Source organism: Nakamurella sp. GG22 (assembly GCF_052976845.2).
Map to the genome: position 1 here is coordinate 13,991 of NZ_JBRIIO020000032.1, position 20,377 is coordinate 34,367.

At 67.3% G+C, this 20,377-nt stretch carries 16 protein-coding genes and 2 pseudogenes; 8 read left to right on the top strand and 10 right to left on the bottom strand.

Features of this window, described 5'->3' with window-relative positions; translation table 11 throughout:
* Positions 1-21 precede the first annotated feature (21 nt).
* The 3 genes and pseudogenes from ACVBEQ_RS23795 to ACVBEQ_RS23805 form a co-directional block, all read left to right on the top strand.
* Positions 22-1,491, top strand: a complete 1,470-nt coding sequence (locus ACVBEQ_RS23795; RefSeq protein WP_447155880.1) for a sensor domain-containing diguanylate cyclase — start codon at positions 22-24, stop codon at positions 1,489-1,491.
* Positions 1,492-1,545: 54 nt separating this feature from the next.
* Positions 1,546-2,049: a metallophosphoesterase family protein gene (locus ACVBEQ_RS23800; protein WP_447155881.1), complete on the top strand. Its 504-nt coding sequence runs from the start codon at positions 1,546-1,548 to the stop codon at positions 2,047-2,049.
* 42 nt (positions 2,050-2,091) lie between these two features.
* Positions 2,092-2,973, top strand: a pseudogene (locus ACVBEQ_RS23805) (adenylyl cyclase); the annotation flags it as partial.
* Between the two features lie 108 nt (positions 2,974-3,081).
* Here the strand turns inward: ACVBEQ_RS23805 and ACVBEQ_RS23810 are convergent.
* The 4 genes and pseudogenes from ACVBEQ_RS23810 to ACVBEQ_RS23825 all read right to left on the bottom strand — a co-directional run bounded on the left by ACVBEQ_RS23810 (position 3,082) and on the right by ACVBEQ_RS23825 (position 10,682).
* Entirely contained in the window at positions 3,082-4,074 is a 993-nt protein-coding gene (locus ACVBEQ_RS23810) for an SMP-30/gluconolactonase/LRE family protein (protein WP_447155882.1), read from the bottom strand.
* A gap of 983 nt (positions 4,075-5,057) precedes the next feature.
* Positions 5,058-6,992 (bottom strand): annotated as a pseudogene (locus tag ACVBEQ_RS23815) (adenylyl cyclase); the annotation flags it as partial.
* 650 nt (positions 6,993-7,642) lie between these two features.
* Positions 7,643-10,354, bottom strand: coding sequence for a helix-turn-helix transcriptional regulator (locus ACVBEQ_RS23820; protein WP_447155883.1), 2,712 nt, complete (start codon positions 10,352-10,354; stop codon positions 7,643-7,645).
* A gap of 40 nt (positions 10,355-10,394) precedes the next feature.
* The gene (locus ACVBEQ_RS23825) at positions 10,395-10,682 is read right to left on the bottom strand and encodes a DUF4242 domain-containing protein (protein WP_447155884.1); all 288 of its coding nucleotides are present in this window, start codon (positions 10,680-10,682) and stop codon (positions 10,395-10,397) included.
* A 302-nt stretch (positions 10,683-10,984) separates the two neighbouring features.
* On the opposite strand from ACVBEQ_RS23825, the gene ACVBEQ_RS23830 reads away from it, so the two are divergent.
* A complete protein-coding gene (locus ACVBEQ_RS23830) occupies positions 10,985-11,632 on the top strand; it encodes a vitamin K epoxide reductase family protein (protein WP_447155885.1) in 648 nt (215 codons plus the stop codon).
* 49 nt (positions 11,633-11,681) lie between these two features.
* Here ACVBEQ_RS23830 and ACVBEQ_RS23835 read toward each other — a convergent pair whose 3' ends face one another.
* The 3 genes from ACVBEQ_RS23835 to ACVBEQ_RS23845 form a co-directional block, all read right to left on the bottom strand.
* Positions 11,682-12,365, bottom strand: coding sequence for a Dph6-related ATP pyrophosphatase (locus ACVBEQ_RS23835; RefSeq protein ID WP_447155886.1), 684 nt, complete (start codon positions 12,363-12,365; stop codon positions 11,682-11,684).
* A 9-nt stretch (positions 12,366-12,374) separates the two neighbouring features.
* Positions 12,375-13,190, bottom strand: coding sequence for an MEDS domain-containing protein (locus tag ACVBEQ_RS23840; RefSeq protein WP_447155887.1), 816 nt, complete (start codon positions 13,188-13,190; stop codon positions 12,375-12,377).
* Positions 13,191-13,265: 75 nt separating this feature from the next.
* Positions 13,266-14,117: an alpha/beta fold hydrolase gene (locus ACVBEQ_RS23845; protein ID WP_447155888.1), complete on the bottom strand. Its 852-nt coding sequence runs from the start codon at positions 14,115-14,117 to the stop codon at positions 13,266-13,268.
* A 69-nt stretch (positions 14,118-14,186) separates the two neighbouring features.
* Here ACVBEQ_RS23845 and ACVBEQ_RS23850 point away from each other — a divergent pair, with 69 nt between their 5' ends.
* Positions 14,187-14,789: a TetR/AcrR family transcriptional regulator gene (locus tag ACVBEQ_RS23850; RefSeq protein WP_447155889.1), complete on the top strand. Its 603-nt coding sequence runs from the start codon at positions 14,187-14,189 to the stop codon at positions 14,787-14,789.
* A gap of 42 nt (positions 14,790-14,831) precedes the next feature.
* Here the strand turns inward: ACVBEQ_RS23850 and ACVBEQ_RS23855 are convergent, their stop codons facing one another.
* On the bottom strand, positions 14,832-15,164 hold the full coding sequence (locus tag ACVBEQ_RS23855; RefSeq protein ID WP_447155890.1) for a TfoX/Sxy family protein: 333 nt from the start codon (positions 15,162-15,164) through the stop codon (positions 14,832-14,834).
* A gap of 294 nt (positions 15,165-15,458) precedes the next feature.
* On the opposite strand from ACVBEQ_RS23855, the gene ACVBEQ_RS23860 reads away from it, so the two are divergent.
* On the top strand, positions 15,459-16,283 hold the full coding sequence (locus tag ACVBEQ_RS23860; RefSeq protein WP_447155891.1) for an alpha/beta fold hydrolase: 825 nt from the start codon (positions 15,459-15,461) through the stop codon (positions 16,281-16,283).
* Between the two features lie 99 nt (positions 16,284-16,382).
* Here the strand turns inward: ACVBEQ_RS23860 and ACVBEQ_RS23865 are convergent, their stop codons facing one another.
* The gene (locus tag ACVBEQ_RS23865; RefSeq protein ID WP_447155892.1) at positions 16,383-16,868 is read right to left on the bottom strand and encodes a hypothetical protein; all 486 of its coding nucleotides are present in this window, start codon (positions 16,866-16,868) and stop codon (positions 16,383-16,385) included.
* Between the two features lie 98 nt (positions 16,869-16,966).
* On the opposite strand from ACVBEQ_RS23865, the gene ACVBEQ_RS23870 reads away from it, so the two are divergent.
* Both ACVBEQ_RS23870 and ACVBEQ_RS23875 read left to right on the top strand, forming a co-directional pair.
* Complete coding sequence (locus tag ACVBEQ_RS23870) at positions 16,967-18,088, top strand: spore photoproduct lyase family protein (RefSeq protein ID WP_447155893.1); 1,122 nt, start codon at positions 16,967-16,969, stop codon at positions 18,086-18,088.
* Between the two features lie 178 nt (positions 18,089-18,266).
* Positions 18,267-19,070: an alpha/beta fold hydrolase gene (locus ACVBEQ_RS23875; protein WP_447155894.1), complete on the top strand. Its 804-nt coding sequence runs from the start codon at positions 18,267-18,269 to the stop codon at positions 19,068-19,070.
* A 99-nt stretch (positions 19,071-19,169) separates the two neighbouring features.
* Here ACVBEQ_RS23875 and ACVBEQ_RS23880 read toward each other — a convergent pair whose 3' ends face one another.
* Positions 19,170-20,297 carry a ScyD/ScyE family protein gene (locus tag ACVBEQ_RS23880; protein ID WP_447155895.1) on the bottom strand — a complete coding sequence of 376 codons (1,128 nt, stop codon included), beginning with the start codon at positions 20,295-20,297 and terminating at the stop codon, positions 19,170-19,172.
* Positions 20,298-20,377 lie beyond the last annotated feature (80 nt).

The following is a 20,377-nucleotide window of genomic DNA, read 5'->3' on the forward strand; positions in this document are numbered from 1 at the left end:
CGTAGTCGTGATGTTCACCCGATGAGTACGGGCGCGGCACGACGGGCACCGACGGCACAGCCGCACCGGCTGCACGCCGACGGGGACGACCGGATCGAGCTGTACGACCAGTTCCAGAACGCCCCCTGCGGCCTGTTGTCGACGACCGAGGACGGCGTGCTGACCAGGGTGAACGACACCTTCCTGCGCTGGACCGGCTACACCCGCTCGGAAATCGTCGGCCGATCGTTCGCAGACCTGTTGTCCGGCAGCAGTCGCCGGACCTACGAAACCGGCTTCCTGCCGGTGATCCGGCTCGGCGGTGAGGTCAGGGAAGCAGCGCTCGTCCTGCAGTGCAACGGGCAACGAACGCTGCCCGTGCTGGCGAACTCGACTGTCCGGCCGGCAACCGGCGGGTCGGCCGGGGGGACCCGCATCGCGGTGTTCGACGCCACCGGGCGTAAGGATTACGAGCAGGAGATGATCTCCGCCCGTCGCGCGGCCGAGCGGTCCGAGGCCAGAGTTCGCGTCCTGCAACGTGCCTCGACCGCCTTCGGTGATGCCTCGACCGTCGACGCCCTTGCCGGAATGCTTGCCCGGACCGTTCGGACAGCCTTCGACGCGGCAGCATGCGCGGTCATGATGCCCGACAGGGAGTCGGGGCGGATCCGAACGGTGGGCGGTTCGAACCCGCTCGGCAGCTCCGCCGCCATCGATTCGGACCGACCCGAGGCGGATGTCCTGCGCTCCGGTGCCGCCGTCTCGGTCGGCAGCATTGCCGCGGCCGACCTGCAGAGCCCGTCGCTCGGCCCGGCACTGCAGGCGAACGGGCTCGGTGCGGTGCACGTCATCGCCCTGTCCCCGCACCGCGACCACGTCGGAGTACTGGCCTGCTTCTTCGGGGGTGACCGCCATCTGGACGATCACGAGCAGGAGCTGGCCCGCGCACTCGCCGGGCAGGCGAACCAGGCGCTGCAACGCATCCTGTTGCAGCAGCAGCTCCGTTTCCAGGCGATGCACGACCAGCTGACCGGCCTGGCGAACAGGCAGTTGCTGCAGTACCGGCTGATCCAGGCGGTGAACCGCGCGCACCGGCAGGGGCAACCGATGGCGGTGATCTTCATGGACCTCGACGGCTTCAAACCGATCAACGATGCGCTCGGCCACCTCCTGGGCGACGCCGTTCTCGAGCAGGTTTCGGCCCGTCTCACCGCCTCGGTGCGTGCGCAGGACACGGCGGCCCGCTTCGGCGGAGACGAGTTCGTCGTCCTGTGTGAGGACACCGACGCGGCCGCGGCCACCGTGCTGGCGGCACGGATCCGCGCGGAGGTCCGACGCCCGTTGACCGGACCGGCTGCCGACTTCACGGTGACCGCGAGCGTCGGGATCGCCGTGTACCGTCCCGATGGCCGGCCGCGTCCGGAACCGAAACACCTTCTGGTGCAGGCTGATACGGCCATGTACCGGTCCAAGGCGGCAGGTAGGGACAGGGACACCGTCGTCGACGTCTGAGCCGGGCCCGGGGTTGACGGAGCCGTCGCTGAGCGCGGCGCCCACACTGTTCCGGTGCGCCTACTGATGATCTCCGATACGCACCTCCCCGTCCGGGCGAAGGACCTGCCCCCGCAGGTCTGGGACGAGGTCGACACCGCGGATGTGGTCTTCCACGCCGGCGATTGGGTGGGCATCGAATTGCTCGACGAACTGGAGTCCCGGGCCGCCAGGCTGATCGGCGTGTACGGCAACAACGACGGTCCCGAGTTCCGCGGCCGGCTCCCCGAGGTCGCCCGGGTGACGTTCGAGGGCCTGCGGATCGCCGTCGTGCACAAGACGGGCGGCAAGGCAGGGCGTGAAGTGCGTGCCGACCGCGACCATCCCGATACCGACCTGCTGGTGTTCGGACACAGCCACATTCCTTGGGACAGCACCACTCCGGGTGGATTGCGGCTGCTCAATCCCGGCTCGCCGACCGACCGCCGGCGCATGCCCTACTTCAGCTTCCTCACGGCGACGGTGCTGGACGGCACGATGACCGACGTCGAGCTACACCGGCTTGCGCCACGGGCCTGAATTTTGTCCGGTGACGGCCGAGTCGCGGAGTGTGGCCCAGGTCGGGGCAAGCACCTGCTGCTGACCCCCGGCGTCTACAACGTCGACAGGACGATTGCCGTCAAGCGCGCCAACACCGTGGTGCTGGGGATGGGCATCGCTACCCTGACCGCGGTCAACGGTGCCGTCGTGATGAGCGTCGCCGACGTCCAGGGTGTCGACATCGCCGGCATCATGATCGACGCGGGCACGGTCAATTCCCCGGTGCTGCTGAACATCGGGTCCGACCGACCCGGCAAGGGCCACCATTCGAACGGCCGTCGCACCGGGTCGGCGTCCAATCCGACCGCGCTGCAGGACGTGTTCTTCCGGATCGGCGGGCCGCATGTCGGCAAGGCGGACGTCAGCCTCGAGATCAACAGTGACCACGTCATCGTCGACAACATCTGGGCCTGGCGGGCCGATCACGGCAATCCCGGCAGCTACGGCTGGGATGTCAGTACCGGCCGGAACGGCGTCATCGTGAACGGGGACAACGTCACCGCCACCGGCTTTTTCGTGGAGCACTACCAGCAGTACAACGTCATCAGGAACGGCGAGCGTGGCCGCACGATCTTCTTCCAGAACGAACTGCCGTATGACGCGCCGAATCAGGCCGCCTGGCAGCACGACGGTGAACCCGGTTGGGCCGCCTACAAGGTCAACGACTCGGTGCGCAGGCACGAACTGTGGGGAGGCGGCAGTTACATCTACACCAACGTCGAACCGACGCTGCATCTGAGCCGTGCCTTCGAGGTGCCGGTGCGGCCGGGCGTCCGGTTCCACAACCTGGTGACGGTGTCGCTCAACCTCGCCGGAACGATCGACCACATCATCAACGACGCCGGAGATCCTGCGGTCCCGACACCGCCGGAGAACAGGCAGATCCTGCTCAGCTACCCGTGAGCTGACCGCTGAGTTCTCCCAGCAATGACCGAACCGCTCCCTTGCACAACCCGGCGTTCCCGGGTCACCGTGCAAGGGAGCGGTTCTGTCGTTCGCTGTCCCTGAGTGTCAGCGGGCGGATACCCGGACGACGCTGTAGGTGGTGTCCGGAGTCACCTCCGTCCCGAATCGCGCGTTCACCGCGTACAGCGACGAGCCGAAGGCCGCAACGGTTGTCGGCACATCGAAGTCCTCGTCGGTAATTGTCCGAATCACCTCTCCGGAGCGATAACCGCGGTCCAGTTTGATCACCGCGATCTGGTTCAGCCGGTTCTGCACCGCGTACAGCGTCCTGCCGCGCAGCAGCAGGCCGTCACCGTTGGTCACCTGGAAACCGCCGAGGTCCACCTTGGCGGTCACCCCGGTGCGGGCGGACACCGTGAACAGGCTCGCGGTGTTGGACTGCACGACCAGTAGCGTCCGACCGTCCGGTGAGGCCTCGATGCCGTTGACATTGAAGCCCGCCGCGTATTGGAGTCCTCCGGTCAGCGGCAGCACCCGCACGCCGCCCGGGGCGGGCAGCCGACCGTTGCGCCCGAACGGAACGACGTACAGCACGGGGTTGACCGAGTCGGTGAAGTAGGCGGCGTCCCTGGTCACCACGACGTCGTTGATGAAAGTGTTGCCGCTGGCCAGCTGGTAGGACGCGAGCTCTCGGCCCGACCTGGCGTCGTACACCCGAGCGGTGCCGGTCCCGCCGCCGGCCACGAAGAGCCGATTCCGCTTGTCGACCTCGGTGCCGACCGCGATGCGCCCCTCCTGGCCGGGCACCAGGATCGCGCCCTTGCCGGTGCGGACGTCGCCGCGGTAGATCGCCCCGTCCACTAATGACCCGACGTAGAACGACGTTCCGCGTCCGATCGAGATGCCCTCGGGCGCGAAGCCGTTCGGCAGCGCTATCACCTCGGGGAAGTTCCCTTTGCCGTGCTGTTGGACTGCGGGTTGGGCCACCGCCTGCCCGCCGACCAGCACCATCGCAACTGCCACCAGCACCGTGAACAACGTTCTCCGCACACTGACCTCCCGGTCGTTCGCCTGGGCACACTCCTGCCGATAGTTCAACGCCGGCAGGATGGATCGGGTTCGATCGGGGTGCCGGCCGATGAGTGCGGAAGGGTGCTGAAGCGACCGAACCGTTCCCTGGCAACGAACCGCGGATCAGCGGCCCGGTGCCAGGAAACGGTTCGGTCGATCTTGACGAATGCTCGTCGAACAGATCAGAACAGCGCGCGCGTCCCGGAGAACGTCGAGCTGATCGTGACGGTGATCTGCGGCGTGGTGACTCCGGCGCCTCGCACCGAATAGACGTACGGAGTGTTGGCCAGCAGACCGATGTCGGTGAAGCTGGTGCCCGTCACGGTGGCGATCTTGTCCCCCGCCTCGCCGCGCAGGATGTCGTAGCTGCCCGACGCGGAACCGGTCCAGCCCAGGGTGATCGTGCTGGCCGTTTGGCCGGTTTTCCGCAGGTTCGACGGGGCTCCGGTGACGGGTGGGCTGGTGGGCGTGCTCGTCGCCGTACCGGTCGGGACCGTCGTTGATGGGGTCGTGGGCGAGGTACCCGTCTGTTGTGTCCCGGTCACCGCGGTGATCTGCGGGGTGGTGCCGCCGGTCCCCCGCACCGAGTAGACGTACGGGGTGTTGACGTTCAGGCCGGAGTCGGTGAACGTCAGCCCCTTGACGCTGGCGATCTTCACACCGCCTTCGCCACGCAGGATGTCGTACGTCGCCGCCGGGTCACCGCTCCAGGTCAGCGTGACGCTGGTGCTCCCGGTGCTCCAGCGAAGGTTGCCCGGGCCGCTGGTGGGCGGGCTGGTCGGGGTGCTGGTTGTCGGGGTCGAGGTGGGAACGGTCGGCTTCGTGGTGGTCGGAGTGGTGGTTGTCGGAGTCGTGGTTGTCGGAGTCGTGGTTGTCGGAGTCGTGGTTGTCGGAGTGGTCGGGGTGGTCGTCGTCGGCGGAACCGTCGGCGTGGTGGTGGGCGGCGGCTGGTTGGTGCAGGGCACCAGGGTCTTGACCGGCCGCACGTACGGGCTGCTGGTGGCGCCGGCCGGGAAATGGGTGACGAAGCTCGGTGCGGCGACCGGACCCGGGGTGACCGCGCCCGTGTTGTTGATGACGTGGTCGATCAGTCCGGCCAGCAACTGCACCGTCAGCAGGCTGTGGAATTTGACCCCGGGGGTGACGGGCACCTCGAAGGCGCGGGTGGCATGGATCGTCCTGTCGACGTTGGTGTAGATGTAGCTGCCGCCGCCCCACAGTTCATGCTTTTTGACGGTGTCGGCCACCTTGTATCCGGCGTACCCGAGCACCGGGCCGGTTCGCCACGCGGCCTGATTCGGCGGGTCGTAGGGCATCTCGTTCTGGAAGAAGATCGTCCGGCCGTTCTCGCCGTTCCAGATCACGTTGTACTTCTTGTAGTGCTCGACGAAAATGCCGGTGCCCGTGACGTTGTCGCCATTGACGACCAGTCCGGTGTCGGACGGGCTGACGTTCCAGCCGAAGCTGCCGGGAACGCCGTGGTCCGCCCGCCATGACCAGATGTCGTCCATCAGGACGTCATCGCTGTGGATCACCAGGCCGAGCGTGGCCTTGCCCACGTGCGGCCCGCCGATCCGGAAGAACACGTCGCTCAGGGTGGTGGGGTTGGCCGGGTCGGTGCACCCGGGTCCGACACCCGCTGTGCCGACGGTCATCAGCGCAGGTGAGTTCACCGTGCCGGCATCGATCATGATCCCGGCGATGACCGCACCCCTGACGTCGGCGACGGTGACCGGCACCGCGCCGTTCACGGCGGTCAGCGTCGCGATCCCCATCCCGAGGACGACGGTGCCCGACCGGTTGATCGCGATGCTCGACGCCACGTTGTAGACGCCCGGCGTCAGCAGGAGGTTCTTGCCGCTGGCGAGTTGGGTGTTGATCGTCGCCACGGAATCCGATGGCTTGGCGAGGTAGAAGCTCGAGATCGGCAGCGAGGTAACGGGAGTCGGGCCGGATTGCCACGAGGTGCCCGCTGAGTTGGTCCGCGCGGTGGGCACGAGAACGTTGTAGTTGCCGGAAGAATCGACGTACAGGTAGGGCTTCTCCCTGCTGACGGGGTTGGTCGCGAGGGTCGTGTACGTCCCCGAGCCCGGCTGACCGTCAGGGTTGGTGATGGACTGGGCGAAGTTGGTGGCCGGTGCGCCGATCGTCCCGGCGAACACCTGGTTCCAAACGCCGTTGGACCAGCTGCCGACCTTGCTGTTGCGCACGATGTACTGCTGTTGCGAGCCGTTGGTCACCGAGTCGGTCTTGGAGTCGGCGATGAACCCGCCGCTCGCCCACTGCGGCTGGTCGGTGCAGTAGTCCATCAGCGTCAGGTTCCCGTTGATGTTCACCCGGCGCATCGGTGACGCCTGCGAGGCGGCCCAGAACATGCCCGTCTTGCGGCAGTCGGTCGTGCCGCCGGAGACGTTGACCGTCAGGTTGGACAGGGAACGCCAGAAGTTGTTCAGCGCCACGCAGTAGGTCGCCAGGTTGGAATCGGGCGGCGGGGGCAGGCAGCGGTTGTAGACGTCGACGCTGCCGTTGATCACGACGTCGGTGGGATTCCTGCCGAGCCCGGCAACCTCGGTGTAGTAGCCGACCTGGAATTTGAGCGGGGCGGCGCCCGTCCCGTAGGTCCCCGGCTTGAAGAGCAGTGAATACCGGGCCGTTCCCATCTCGTTGTCGATCTGCTTGGCCGCTATCGCGTCGACCGCCGCCTGGATCTGAGCGGTCGACATGCTGGGATCGAAAACCGTGACGTTGGGTCCGAAATTGGGTGTCACCGCGGCAACGGCCGCATCGGCCGACTCCGAATTCACCACGGCTACCGTGCCCAGAACCGATACGGCGGTCACCAGCGCGAGACCGACGATCAGGCCGCGGCGCGCGCCCCGAATTCTCGCAGTGATGCCCCCGCGCGACTTGTTGTCCGTCGTTGTCGATCCAGTGCGCTGAGGCATGTAGAAGAACCAATCTTCTGATGTAACGGACTGTTACCGGCGCCGCCACGAGCCGGATGGCCGCTGATGGCGGCTCCCGGGTTGTCGGCGGGTGAGAACGGAAGCGCCGTTGAGAGCGCTTCCACCTCTTCACCATAATCAGAAGAGAGGACTGACGCCAGCCGAGACAACCGATTTTTCAAGCCATCTCCGGCCAGTAATCCCGCATTGGACTGTCGTCAGCCAGGGCGATTCTCTGTGCGTGACGGTACCGCGCGCAGGAGTCGCCGTTGCACACCGGTCACCACAGCAGTTCGCCTCGCACAGCCGCAAAGATCACTGTCGGTAGTTGCCCTCGATGAGCTCGCCGTCTGCCCGCACGATTGTCTATTTCTTTCCCATTGCTCAGATCTGGGACCATAAAGCAGGCGCAGGGTCGCTGCACCTCGAAAGGTGGATGCCACTCATCGGTTTTCCCGATCGGGATTTCGATGCAGTCGCACGCAGTTACCGCTCTCCCGAGTCAACACGCCCGAAATACAGCAGCGGTCCCCGTGGAGTGCTTCCTATTCGCCGTCAGTGATCAGCTAGGCGACCCCGTGCTGCTGATGGGCGTCAGTTTTCACTGAATCGGCGGCCGGGCATATCGATCGCAGCGCCGTGCCCGCTCGTCAACCGAGGCTGAGCTCTTCCGCCTGGACGACAACCGCCCGGCGGTTCGGCAGCCCGAGCTTGCCGAGGACGGCCGAGACGTGATGGTCGGCGGTCTTCGGCGAGATGTACAGCCGGGCGGCTATCTCAGCGTTCGTGAAGCCCCGGGCGACCAGCTTCGCCACCTCGAGCTGCCGGTTGGTCAATCCGGCCGGGTTCGCCCGTGTGCTGACCCGGGGGCGGGGCGGCACGGCCGTGACCCCCGCCCGCCGCAATGCGACCCGCTGCCGGTCGGCGGTACCGGTGGCGCCCAGCTTGTCGAGCAGTTCGATGCCCCTGGCGCGGTGCTCGACATCGGGAGAGTCGCACCACGCCATGGCCTCCGCGAAGGGATCTCCCGTGCGGTGCCACCATGCGGCGGCCTCGTGATGCCGGCCGTCCATGCTCAGCCTGAACGGTTCGGCCACCGTGGCACGGCAGTCCCCTCCCAGATCGAGCCGGGCCAGCCAGATCGCCAGGTCACCGGCGGCCCACTCGACGCCGCCGACCGTGGCCAGCCGGTCGAGCTCTTCGACGGAAATGTCGGTCACCCTGCTGTCGGGAGTCCCGGTCATCCACATCCGCTCTGCGAGCGCCGACATGACGGCCAACCCGCGCACCGGTTCGTCGATGCGCTCGGCCAGTTCCCACGCCGCGTCGAAGGCGGCGGCCGGCACCTCGGCGCCGCGGCGCATCGGAACGAGCGCGGTCACCAGCAGCGGCCAGAGGGTGGCCAGCGGCATCCCCTCTTCCTCGAGCACCTGGTCGGCGTCCTCCAGCGCGGCACTCCAGTGGCCCTGTGCGAAATGCAGCCTGGATCGGACGCCGGTCTGCCAGTGCCGGCAGATCGGGATGTCCCGCTCGACGGTGAAAGGCAGCGATTGGTCGAGGACGTGCTCGGCGGCACGGAACCGGCGGTGCTCCACGTCGAGGTACGCGAGATTGGAGTAGATCGTCGATGCCAGATCGTCAAGGCCCTGTGCACGCGCACCTTCGACGTCATCGGCCAACAGGGCACGGGCCTCGCCGTCACCACGGGCCAGGGCGGCGGCCGACAGGACGAACCTGCTCCGCAGTGCCAGCTCGCTGTGCTGCTCCCGCTCGGCGATCCGGCTCGCCTCGCCGTAGTGCTGCTGCGCCGTATCGAAGTCATTGCGCATGTACGCCAGATAGCCCTGCGTCGCACTGGCCAACCCGAAGGCGAGCTCCGGGCCATCCTCACTGACGATCCGTGCTGCCCGGTCGGCGTGCGCCTCGGCCTCACGTCGTCGGGCGCTGTAGTACTGGAAGACCGCGACCGCCTCGTGCGCTGCGGAAAGCCCGCCGGATTCACCGACCTGTTGCCACAGCGGGAATGTCGCGCTCACCGTGGCAATCGCTTCCTGGAGCCGGCTCGTCATGTACTGCTCGAATCCCAGCCGGTGCAGCAGGTCCGCGCGCTCCCCCGGTGATGCGCCGTCGAGATGGTCCAGGGCGGTTCGGTAGAACGCGGCCGCCTCGCTGTGTGAACCCGCATTGGCCGCCTCCAGGGCGGCGAGCTTCGCGTAGCGGACCGCCCGGCGGGCGTCCTGTGCAGCGACGGCGTGGTGGGTCAGCACGGACGGTTCGAGCGGTTCGATGGTCCCCAGCGCCCGCAGCAGCCGGGCGTGCAGTCCGGATTCGCCACCGAGAGGGACGGTGCTCGCGACCGCCTGGCGGGCGATTTCGTGGCGGAAGAGCAGCCCGCCGCGGGCTCTCCCGAGCAGGCCCGTCGCGGCCAGTCGCCGCAGGGTCGGCAGGTCGACACCGAGCGTGGGCAGAACCCGGTCGTCGAGCCGGTCCGGCGCGGTCGCCACCAGTTGCAGCACCTCGAAGTCCTCGGGCGTGACGTCCGACGTCCTGGCCAGGACGGCGTCCCGTACCGAGGCGGGCAGCGGAAGGCCCGAATCCTTCACCACCTCGATGACGAAGAACGGGTTGCCGCCGGTCAGGGCGTGAATACGTCCGGGCTCCAGGCCCGTCCCGTCGACCAGCTGTCGGACACCGTCCGGCGACAGGGCATGGAGCTCGATGGTGCGCAGCCCTTCGAGCCGGGCGACGTCACCGAGCAGCGGGCGCGCGGGGTGCCGCGGCCCGATCTCGGTGTCGCGGTAGCTGACCAGCATCAGCAACGGCATCGAGCCGATGCGGCGGCACAGGAAACGCAGCACGTCCACCGATGCCGCGTCCACCCAGTGCAGATCCTCGACCACCAGGACAGTCGGCTCGGCGCGAAGAACCTCGTACATCCGCTCGCAGACGTCCGAGAGCAGCCGGTCCTCGCCGCGGAGCAGTGCCTCCAGGCCGGTCGACGGTGCGAGGTCGCGGAACGGACCCAAGGGTCGGGGCGTCCGCAGCGGGTCGCAGCTCCCGCGGAGAATCCTGACGTCGAGCGCTGAGGCGCAGGTGGTCTCGATGAGAACGGACTTTCCGGTGCCCGAGTCCCCGATCACCGCAACGCCGGATCCCTCGCCGGCGCACGCCCGCGTCAGCGCCCGACGGAGCACGGCGAGTTCGTCGTCACGCTCGACGAGTCCCACCGAATCAGCGTAGATCCCGAGCGCCGAACCGCCCAGACCCATCGTGACGGGCCGGATCGGGCCGTGCCCGGCGGCGCGCACCGGAAGGCCCGGTACGCGCCGCGGGTGGGTGTGGTCGGACGGTGTCGTGTTCATCGGAGGGCCGCCCACTGCACCGTTGCCCGGAGCGCGGCGGCTACTGCCCGGTTGCCCGGCCCGCGGTCTGCGGTCCGAACTCGTTGGCGACGACGGACACGACGTTCGCCGGGAACCCGCCCCGCCTTGCATGCTCGAGAACCGTTTCGGCGTCGTCCGTCTCGTGCAGGCAGTAGATCTTGTCACCCGCGACGTAGCTGGTGATCCAGTTGTACGGGACCCCGAGCGACGCGACCGCGTCATTGGAGGTCCGGGCGATCTTCGCGAGGTCGTCCTGCGTGAGGTCGGTGGCGCCGTCGATCTCGCGCTCGATGAGAAAACGGGTCATGTCCCGCTCCTTTCGGTGATCGGCGGCCGGTCGCCGCCTGGTGATGTCACTGTCGCCGAGCGCGCCACCTGCGACATCGGGAGCGGATCCCCATGTTCGGTCGCCGTCGCAGCACCCCATACCGCTGCCTCCCCGCCCCATGCCGCGACCTCCATGCCGCGACCTGCATGCCGCGAGCTCCATCCCGCGAGCCACCAGGCGCCCGGTCACGCATTCGAGAGCGCTCAGGTCGTCCGGACTAGGGTGGGTGAAACAGTCAGACGGGGCAAAACGGCCGACGACGGTCGGTCCAGGGGGAAGCCATGACATCGCTGGAGTCGGCCGGGTCCGGTCAGGACGCCGCAGGAGCATTGCCCGACGAGTCGACGGCCGCCGGTGACAGGACGGCCCGCAACCTGTGGGGCATCGTGCTGATCGCCACCTTCGCGGGACTCGGCTTCACGACGGTTCAGATCATCGAGAAGATCACCATCCTCAAGGATCCGTTCGCGAGCCTGGCCTGCGACGTCAACGCGACCTTGTCCTGCAGCAACGTGCTGACCGCCTGGCAATCGTCGGTTCTCGGCCCGCCCAACGCGTTGATCGGCGCGATCATGTTCGCGATCCTCGCCTCGGCCGCACTTGCCGGGATGCTCGGAAGTGCTTTCAGCAGATCGTATGTCGCGATCTGCTGGGGGCTGGCGGTCTTCTTCCTGTGCTTCGCGAGCTGGTTCATGTACGAGACCGCGTTCAGCATCGGGGCTCTGTGCCTGTGGTGCGTCGGCATCACCACGGCTGTCGTGGTCATCTGCGCGTCCCTGACCCGGATCGCGGACCGGGCGGCAGCATTCGGCGACGGCAGGTTCGGCCGGGGTGTTGCCACCGCGGTCCGAGCCCGCCTCGACCTTGCCCTCTGGGCGGGATGGTGGCTGGTGATTGCCGCCCTGCTGTGGATCGGGTTGGCCGGCTGACCGCTGGCCGCCCTCTCAATGGCTGTGACACTGACGTTCCGGACGCCTGCTAATCCGGAATCAAGTCGGTGTACAGGAATCCGCCCCGGTCGACGGTTTCTGCGGTCTGCACCGGAATCGGGTGGTCGAATCCCGGCCCGTCCCAGGCGAAGGTGTGGAATTCGCCCTTCTCACCGCAAGGATCGGCGGCGGCCGGCAGGTCGCGGAGCAGTTGCTCGTCGAACGACCTGCCCGCGAAAGCCGCATCCAGCTGGGCCCCGTCGACACAGCTGATGGTGGCCCGGATCCCGCCGCGAATCATGTCCCGGGCCAGCGTCGCCGTGTCACGGCCCCACAACGGGAAGACCGGCCGCAGTCCGGTTCCGTCGAGTTGTCGCTCGCGGTAGGCGCGGATGTCCTCGAGGAACAGGTCACCGAAGGCCATGACGGAAACGCCCTGCGCAACGGCGGCCCGAACCAGCTCGGACATGATGCTCTCGTACTGCTCGTTCGTGCAGGGCCACGGCAGATCCACGGCGTGCAGGGGTAGGCCCACGGAGCGTGCCTGACGCTCCAGGAGTTCTCGTCGCACGCCGTGCATCGCAACCCTGTTCGCGTCCGCGTTGAGGGTGGTCACCAGCCCGACGACCTCGACCTCGGCCTGTTCGCGGAGCACCGCGAGGGTGAAGGCGCTGTCCTTCCCGCTACTCCAGGACAGCCAGGCCTTGGGTGGGTTCGCAGCCGGCTCGGACACCTGCGCAGCCTAACGGGATGCGCGGGACCGTCCGTGCGTCGGGAAGTATTCGGCGAGTTCGGCAGTGAGGGCCTTGACCTGGGGCTGCGGGCTCCGCAGCCGCAACCCGCCCTGGATCTCGGTCAGCAGGGCCACCATCGCGGTCCTGTCGATGGAGCGGAGGGAGGCGACGTCGACATCACGGTCCCCCGCCGCGGCGGCCCGCGCAACGACGTCGAATGCCTCGGTGTGGTGGGTGGCGTTCCAGTGACCGGCCAGCTTCACCCAGCCCCGCCGGGGACGGGTGATCCGCAGGAATCCGTCGTCGTAGACGGCGTCGTCGGGGATCTCCACCTGGTGGATCGCCCGCACGTACTCGACTTCCGGATCGCTCAGATCGGCCGCGAAGTACGGGCACAGCACGGTCAGCGGAATGTCGCCGACCAGTTGGTCGAGGGCCGCCTCGTGCCGACCGACGCCCCGCTCGCGATGCAGGCCGGTGACCCTGATCCCGCGGTAGCCGTCCCTGATCGCCTGCGCCACCTGGGCGGTCAGCTGGTCGGTGAGGTCCTTGGTTCGCTGGGGCACGAAATCCGGTGCGTCCGCGTCGTCGATGACGACGATCTGGCCGTCCGCCATTGCCGCGTCGCAATGCACGCCGTCCTCCTCGCGCAACCGCTGCAACAGACCCCTCGACTGGTCGACCCGCAACCCCGCGACGAGAACCCTTTCCTCGCGCTCGATACCGTCGGCGGTGAAATTGGTCAGCACCTCCCAAGCCTGCTCGGCGGAGGTCAGCACAGCGCAACCGTGCCGGGCAGAGCGGTCCGCGTGGCGACGCGCCATCCGCACCCACTTTCCGTCGTTAGCCTCAGTAAAGCACTACTTTACCGCGGCTACAGACCTGCCCCATTTTGCGCGTCAGCCGAGCTGCTCCCAGAAGGTGAGCAGGTGATGCGCCAGAGCGTGCGGCTGCTCGAGCGGGATCAGGGTGCGGGCGCCGCAAACAACCACGGACGAAGCGGAAGGTGCCAGCGCGGCCGCGGATTCTGCCGCCTGCGGACTCCAGTCCCCCCGGTCATCGGACGCCACGAAAAGGCTGCGCACAGCGAGATCTTCGAGTTCGTCGGTGACGTCGAGACGGTTCAGGATGAAGGACCGCACGGCGAGGCTCAGGCTGCGGCGGGTCGGCCGCGACAGTGATTCGATGACGATACGGCGGATCTCCTCCTGCGCCGCGGAGGCGTCCGTGAGCATCCCGGCCATCACGGCATCGCGTACCGGGCCCATCGGTCCTGCCGCTCGAAGGAGTGGCAGCAACAGGTTGATCTGGCGGCGAAGCGGCAGTGGAACCGGCTCGGTCGGCGAACTGACGGCGACAAGACTCCGCAGGACGCCCGGCCGGGTCCCGAGCTTGTACCCGACATGTCCGCCGAAGGCGTTCCCCACCCAGTCGACAGGGCCGTCCACGCGCAGCTCGTCGAGCAGGTCGGTCGCAGCCTCGGCGGCGGCGGAGATGTCGGCAACCCGTTGCAGCGGCTGGCTCAACCCCAATCCTGGCGGATCCACCAGCAGGTACCGGCGCCCCGCCGGCAACAGGGGCATCAACAGGTCCCAGCTGTGGCTGTCGACGAACATCGACGGCCACAGGACGGTGGTTGCACCCTCCCCCACCGTGCGGACATGAACCTCGCCCAGGCGGGTGGGGACCCGGGCGGTGCGTTCGACGGACTGCTCGTGTGTGCGCGGGCCTGCGGTGTCGCGGCGGGTCATCGGACTTCTCCTCGCGGTAGTTGGTGTGAGTGTGACTCACATGAATATATTCATGTTAGCGTCACTCCTATGAAAAGCAAGACCCCTCGCGCGTACCGGATGTCGACCCGGGCCGAAGCGGCGGAGCGCACCGGCGAGCTGATCATCGACGCGATGCTGCAGCGGTTCTCGAGGCTGCCCTACGACCAGATCCGCCTGGAGGACCTCGCCACAGACGCCAAGGTCACGGTGCAGACAGTGATCCGTCGGTTCGGGAGCAAACACGGACTGCTGGCCGCGACGGTCGAACGTGAGATGGCGCGTCTTGCCGCCGACCGGTCGGCCGCCCTCGGGGAGGATCCGGCGAGCACGCTGCACGCACTGACCCGCTACTACGAGCAGCACGGACTGCTGATCCTGAAGCTGTACTCCGAGGCGCACCAGGCACCCGGCGTGCCGGAACTGGCCGCCCGAGCCCGGACCTATCACGTGAACTGGTGCCGCGAAGCGTTTTCCGGGGCGCTCGCACACATCGAGGACCGGACAGCCCGTGAGCGACGACTCGCGCAGGCTGTGGCAATCTGCGACGCCACAACCTGGCGCATTCTGCGGTTCGACGGGGATCTGTCCCCGGAACAAACCGAGCTGGCGCTGGTGGAACTGCTGCGTCCCTTGCTTTCTCCGCCACCGTGACCGCCATCCTTGCTTCCGCAGCGGCGCGTCCGCGGGGGCGGGCTATTTGGCCGGCAGCGAGTTGGCGTAGTCGACGCCCCGACGGACCCACTGCGCGAGATCGTCATTCGGGGTGCCGGCGTCGACCTTGATCCGCAGCCAGCCCTTCATCTCACGGCCGCGCATCTCGAAGGGCTCCGCGCCGGGTAGCTGCAACAACGACTCCAATTGCCCCGGGTCGACCCGCAGCATCAGCCCGCCCTTGCTGCTGGCAGCGACTGCCATGTTGCCGTTGATCAGAAATGCCAGCCCGCCGAACATCCGCTTCTCGGTGAGCCCGTTCTCGCGCTCGACATGTTCGCGCACCCGGTCCGCCAGTTCCTCGTCATAGGCCATCCCAGGAGTGTTCCGCAGCCCGGCCCGCCATCGCCAGGGTCAGTTGGCATGGTGTGGCGGTGTGCGGCTGACAGGCTGTCTTCGCGGCGTCGTCAGCGCGGCGAAGTGCGTGCGGGGATACGAGTGTGGGTGACGCCAGTGCGGGGAGACTGAAAGCGGGTTTCACGCCCAAAGCCCATCTTTGGACAATCTGGATTAATCAGGCCATTGATGCCTGGTCATTAACAAACCGATCCGACGCCGTTAAGCTGCCGGATCAAGGCGGACAGACAGCGTTCCGAAGGAGAAACCAAGATGGGCACGATCACCACGACGGACGGCACCGAGATCTTCTACAAGGACTGGGGCACGGGCCAACCGCTCGTTTTCAGCCACGGCTGGCCGCTGTCGGCCGACGACTGGGACACCCAGATGCTGTTCTTCCTGCAGCAGGGTTACCGCGTCGTCGCGCATGACCGTCGCGGTCACGGTCGGTCGACCCAGACCAGTGATGGTCACGACATGGACCACTACGCCGACGATCTCGCCGCCGTCACCGCCCATCTCGACCTTCACGACGCCGTCCACATCGGCCATTCCACCGGCGGCGGCGAGGTCGTGCACTACATCGCCCGGCACGGCGAGAGCCGCGTGGCCAAGGCGGTGCTGATCAGCGCCGTCCCGCCGATCATGGTGCAGACGGACGCGAACCCGGGCGGGCTGCCGAAGGAGGTTTTCGACGGTCTGCAGGCCCAGGTCGCGACGAATCGTTCGGAGTTCTACCGGGCGTTGCCGTCCGGACCGTTCTACGGATTCAACCGCCCCGGCCGCGAGCCGTCGGAAGCGATCATCGCGAACTGGTGGCGGCAGGGAATGATGGGCGGCGCGAAGGCCCACTACGACGGCATCGTCGCCTTCTCGCAGACCGACTTCACCGAGGACCTGAAGAAGATCAGCGTGCCCGCTCTCGTGATGCACGGCGACGACGATCAGATCGTGCCGTACGCCGACTCCGGGCCGCTGTCAGCGAAGCTCCTGCAGAACTCGACCTTGAAGACCTACGCCGGATTCCCGCACGGGATGCCGACCACCGAGGCCGAGACGATCAACGCCGACCTGCTGGAGTTCATCAGGTCCTGATCAACGCGGTCGATAGCCCGGACCGCCAATGGACCGGTCGCTGCGCCTCGGCGACCGGTCCATTGCGTGTTGCGCCGCGCTCCCGCCCGGCGGCGACGGTCAGCGAAGGATCTCCACCAGCAGCACCCAGGCGTTGGCGACCGAGCCGACGAACACCAGCAGGGCACCGGCTGCCACCCAGTACAGGCCCGCATCGCTACCCGTCAGCAACATGATCGCGCCGACCACGAACGGCACGATCTGCACGATGGCGAAGACACTCTTCAGCCAGGTCAGTCGCCGGTAAGGCGCCTCTGCCGCACGGACCATCCGGACGACCGAGTCGATGGTCAGGGTTGCCGCGAGAACGGTGAAGACCAGGATCTCCGCGCCGAGCAGTTCAACCGATTGTTCCGGGATCAGCCCGGCGGCGGCACTCACCACAATGAGGATCAACGTGCCGATCGTCGCTGCCGCACGGGATGTCATGCTCGGGATCGACAGGATTGTCTGGATGTTGACCGTCATCGCGACGATGATCAAGCCGGCCAGCGCGGCCGCCGCACCTGCCGTGGCGACGTAGAAATCGGACCAACCCTCAGTCATGGGCATGATCATCGCATCCCGACCCGATGCCCGTGCGGCGGCGGTCTCACTTCGGAGCGAACCGGACTAGGTGCCCGTGGTAGGGCGTTGGCAATGGTGTGACGCGCACCGACGCCCGAGCTGCCCTTCCCGTAGAGCCGGCCCCGAGGGCTGCCCGACGGTGGCGACCGAAGCATGTCCTGGTGACGAGGTCGGCCTACCAGTACGACCACGGCCGGGAGATCGTCGCGCGCTGTGAGGCGGCCGGCGTCGCCGACATCGAGGTGCTGACCGGTGACCGGCTGCCACCGATCGGCGGGGACAGCGCGCGGGCTCGGTACGCGCGGGCAAAGTCGACCATGGCCGTTGTCGTGGCCCCGCCGTCGAAGCGTCGGCTGCAGCCGATCCCGCCCAGCGCGGACTGGCGGTTCGACCTCGCCGAGGGCTGCCCTGCGCACTGCCAGTACTGCTATCTCGCCGGATCGCTGACCGGTCCCCCGGTCATCCGGGTCTACGCCAACCTCGACGAGATCGTCGGCGGGCTCGACAGTTCGGTCGGCGCCGGCTCTGTCACCACGGGCTCAGCCGCCCGCGACGCCGAGGGCACCACGTTCGAGGCATCGTGCTACACCGACCCACTGGGCATCGAATCCGTCACAGGGTCGCTCAGCGCGACCATCGCCCACTTCGGCCGGCACTCCTGGGCCGGCCCGGTGCAGCTGCGGGCGACGACCAAGTTCGATGACGTCGACCCGCTGCTCGAGCTCGATCATCGCGGTCGTACGCGGATCCGGCTGTCGGTGAACGCCGCGGCGGTGGGCGAACGGTTCGAGGGCGGCACAGCATCGATGCCGCAACGGATCTCGGCCCTCCGGCGACTGGCCGACGCCGGCTATCCGGTGGGTCTGACCATCGCCCCGATCATGCCGGTGAACGGCTGGCGCGAGCAGTACTCGGCGCTGCTGGGTGCTGTTCGCGACGAACTGGCCGGCCTTCCCGACGTCGACCTGACCGTCGAACTGATCACCCACCGGTTCACCCGGCGCAGCAAGGACGTGCTGCTGGAGTGGTACCCGCGGACCCAGCTGGAGATGGCCGAAGACCTTCGCCGGCAGAAGCGGGGCAAGTTCGGTGCGGTGAAGTACGTCTATCCGGCACCGGTGATGAGCGACCTCAAGGTATTCCTCGGCAGCGAGGTCGACCGGGTGCTGCCGTCGGCACGGCTGCTCTATTTCACCTGAGCCGCTTCGTCGGAGTTGCGATGCCGAGAGTTCGCGGCGGCGAGCTACTCTCGCAGCCGCATTCCGCCCGTGCCCACGCGTCAGCGGATTGACGTGCTCCGCCCGTCGGTCGTGACAGTTTCGTTTCCCATGTCGGTGGGCACATGACGTGAACTGCAATGACGCAGGGAGGCGAATCGTGCAGGACGTGGTCGTTCCGATCAGCCGCGGGCGGACGATGCATGCAACCATCGTCGGGCCGGTGGACGGGCAGCCCGCCGTGGCGCTGCACGGGCTCGGTGGAAGCACCGACCAGAACCTGCCCGCGCTCGAGGCCATGGCCGGCTACTACGGACTCCGCATCTACGCGATCGACCTGCCCAACCATGGCCGCAGTTGTAAGGTCGGGCTCCTGCACTTCCGAGTCAGCTACTTCGCCGATCTGATCGTCGAGGCTGTCCGCGCGCTCAACATCCGGCCGACCGTGATTGTCGGCCATTCCTTTGGCGGTCAGCTGGCCGCCATGGTCAGTGAAGAAGTCATGGCGGACTCGCTGCAGCCGATTCTCATCAATCCCGCCATGGGAACAGCATGGGACCGCAAGTTGCGCCGGTGCTGGAGGCGGCCCTGGCTGTTCGTCAGGCTGGTCCAGGAACTGGGATACGACGACGGCAATGTCGCCCGAGGCGAGCTCTATCACGCCGGCCGATTACTCCGTTCCATCCTGGACATGTTCCTCGACCGAGACCTGCGGCCCTACCGTCGGTTTCAGGTCACCCTTGCTCTGCTGCGCAACTGTGACACGGCCAGTGTCCTGAGACGCCTGATGAACCGGGGTCTCCGGCCGATCATCGTCCAAGGTGCGCTCGACCGATCGACCCCGGCCGGAGAAAACGTCCATTTCGTTGACGGATTCCATAGCTGGCTTCACGAAGCGACCGGTCCGCAGGTCCTCGTGGCCGTCCTGGAGACGGTGTTTCCCCGGCCCTCGTCCGCCCGGTAACTCCACGAATGCCCCCGCCGACTAGGGCCCGGGTTCCTTGGCGGCCGGGCTCTGTGGCGGGTCGACCGAAACCCTGGGTTCCGGTCGACCCGCACGCTGTCAGTGCCTGCCCAGCGGGATCTTGATGACTTGGCCGCCACCGGCACAGGTCGCGCAGGTGGTGACGTACGCGGAGTGCCGGTCAAGGGCCACACCGTACGGCTGGTTGAGGTTACCGGCGACCGTGTAGTGGCGGGAGCCGTGGGCCTTGACCTTCACCAGAGAGCCGGGCGAACCGGTGAGCAGGCCGTCGGCCGAGATCTGCACCACGTACAGGTCCCCGTTGCGCGCGAACGCAAGGTCGGTGACGTTCGTGAACCCGGAGGCGTAGACGGTGGGAGCATGACCGGGAACGATCCGCCAGATGTTGGCGTCGCCCTTCTCGAACGGGAACCCGGTGAGCTGGCTGACGTAGTACGCCCCGTCCGGTCCCTTGACCACCTCGGTCGGCACCGCGTCCGTCGGGATCTGGGTGCCCGGCGGCAGGCCGAGGAACGGCGGCGCGAGTGCGCTACCCGGCGGGAGTACGGCGACGGTGCTGAAAGCACCCTTGCGTGACACCTTCAGAATGTCGTTGCCGCCGGCATCTGCAACCAGATACGACGACCCACTGCGGACGAGACCAACTGGGTTGCTGTCGATGTCGGTTGGTTCGGGATTGTTGGCCACCTCGTAGTCGAGCACATCGGCGAACGGGGTGACCTTCGAGCTGCCGATCTTGCCCTTGGCCAACGTGCCCAGCAATGTTCCGCCCGGCTTGAACCCGGCGCGGAACTCGTCGCTGCCACCCAGGCCGACACTGACGACAAAATTGCGCCCATTGAAGGCGATATCGGAGGGACCGATAGTGTCCGTTGCCGCTTCTGTCAGCGGCTCGGCCTTGATGGACGGTAGGCCCTTGACGACTCGCGGGTCCCGCCCGTTGTCCCGGACCAGAGTGATGGCTCCGCTGTAGCCGAGGCAGAACGTGCCCAGCTCAGCCGTGACACACGGACCATTGCCCCCTTTGCCCGCTTCGACGACGTACAGGTTCCCTGACGAGAACTCCAGGTGTCGAGGACTGTTCAGCCCACTGGCGACCACTTTCCACGGAGTATGTGCCGCGGCGGGTGGAGCGAGGATGGTCGAGGCCAGCACCAAGGAGCCGGCAAGGACTGCGGCCTTCGCTGCACGACGGGCTCTGAGCATGATCACTCCTCGTCAGGTGACGGCATTGTCCGAAGTATCCTGGCCCCCCTTTTGGGCCATTCGCAACCCCCAATCGGTAC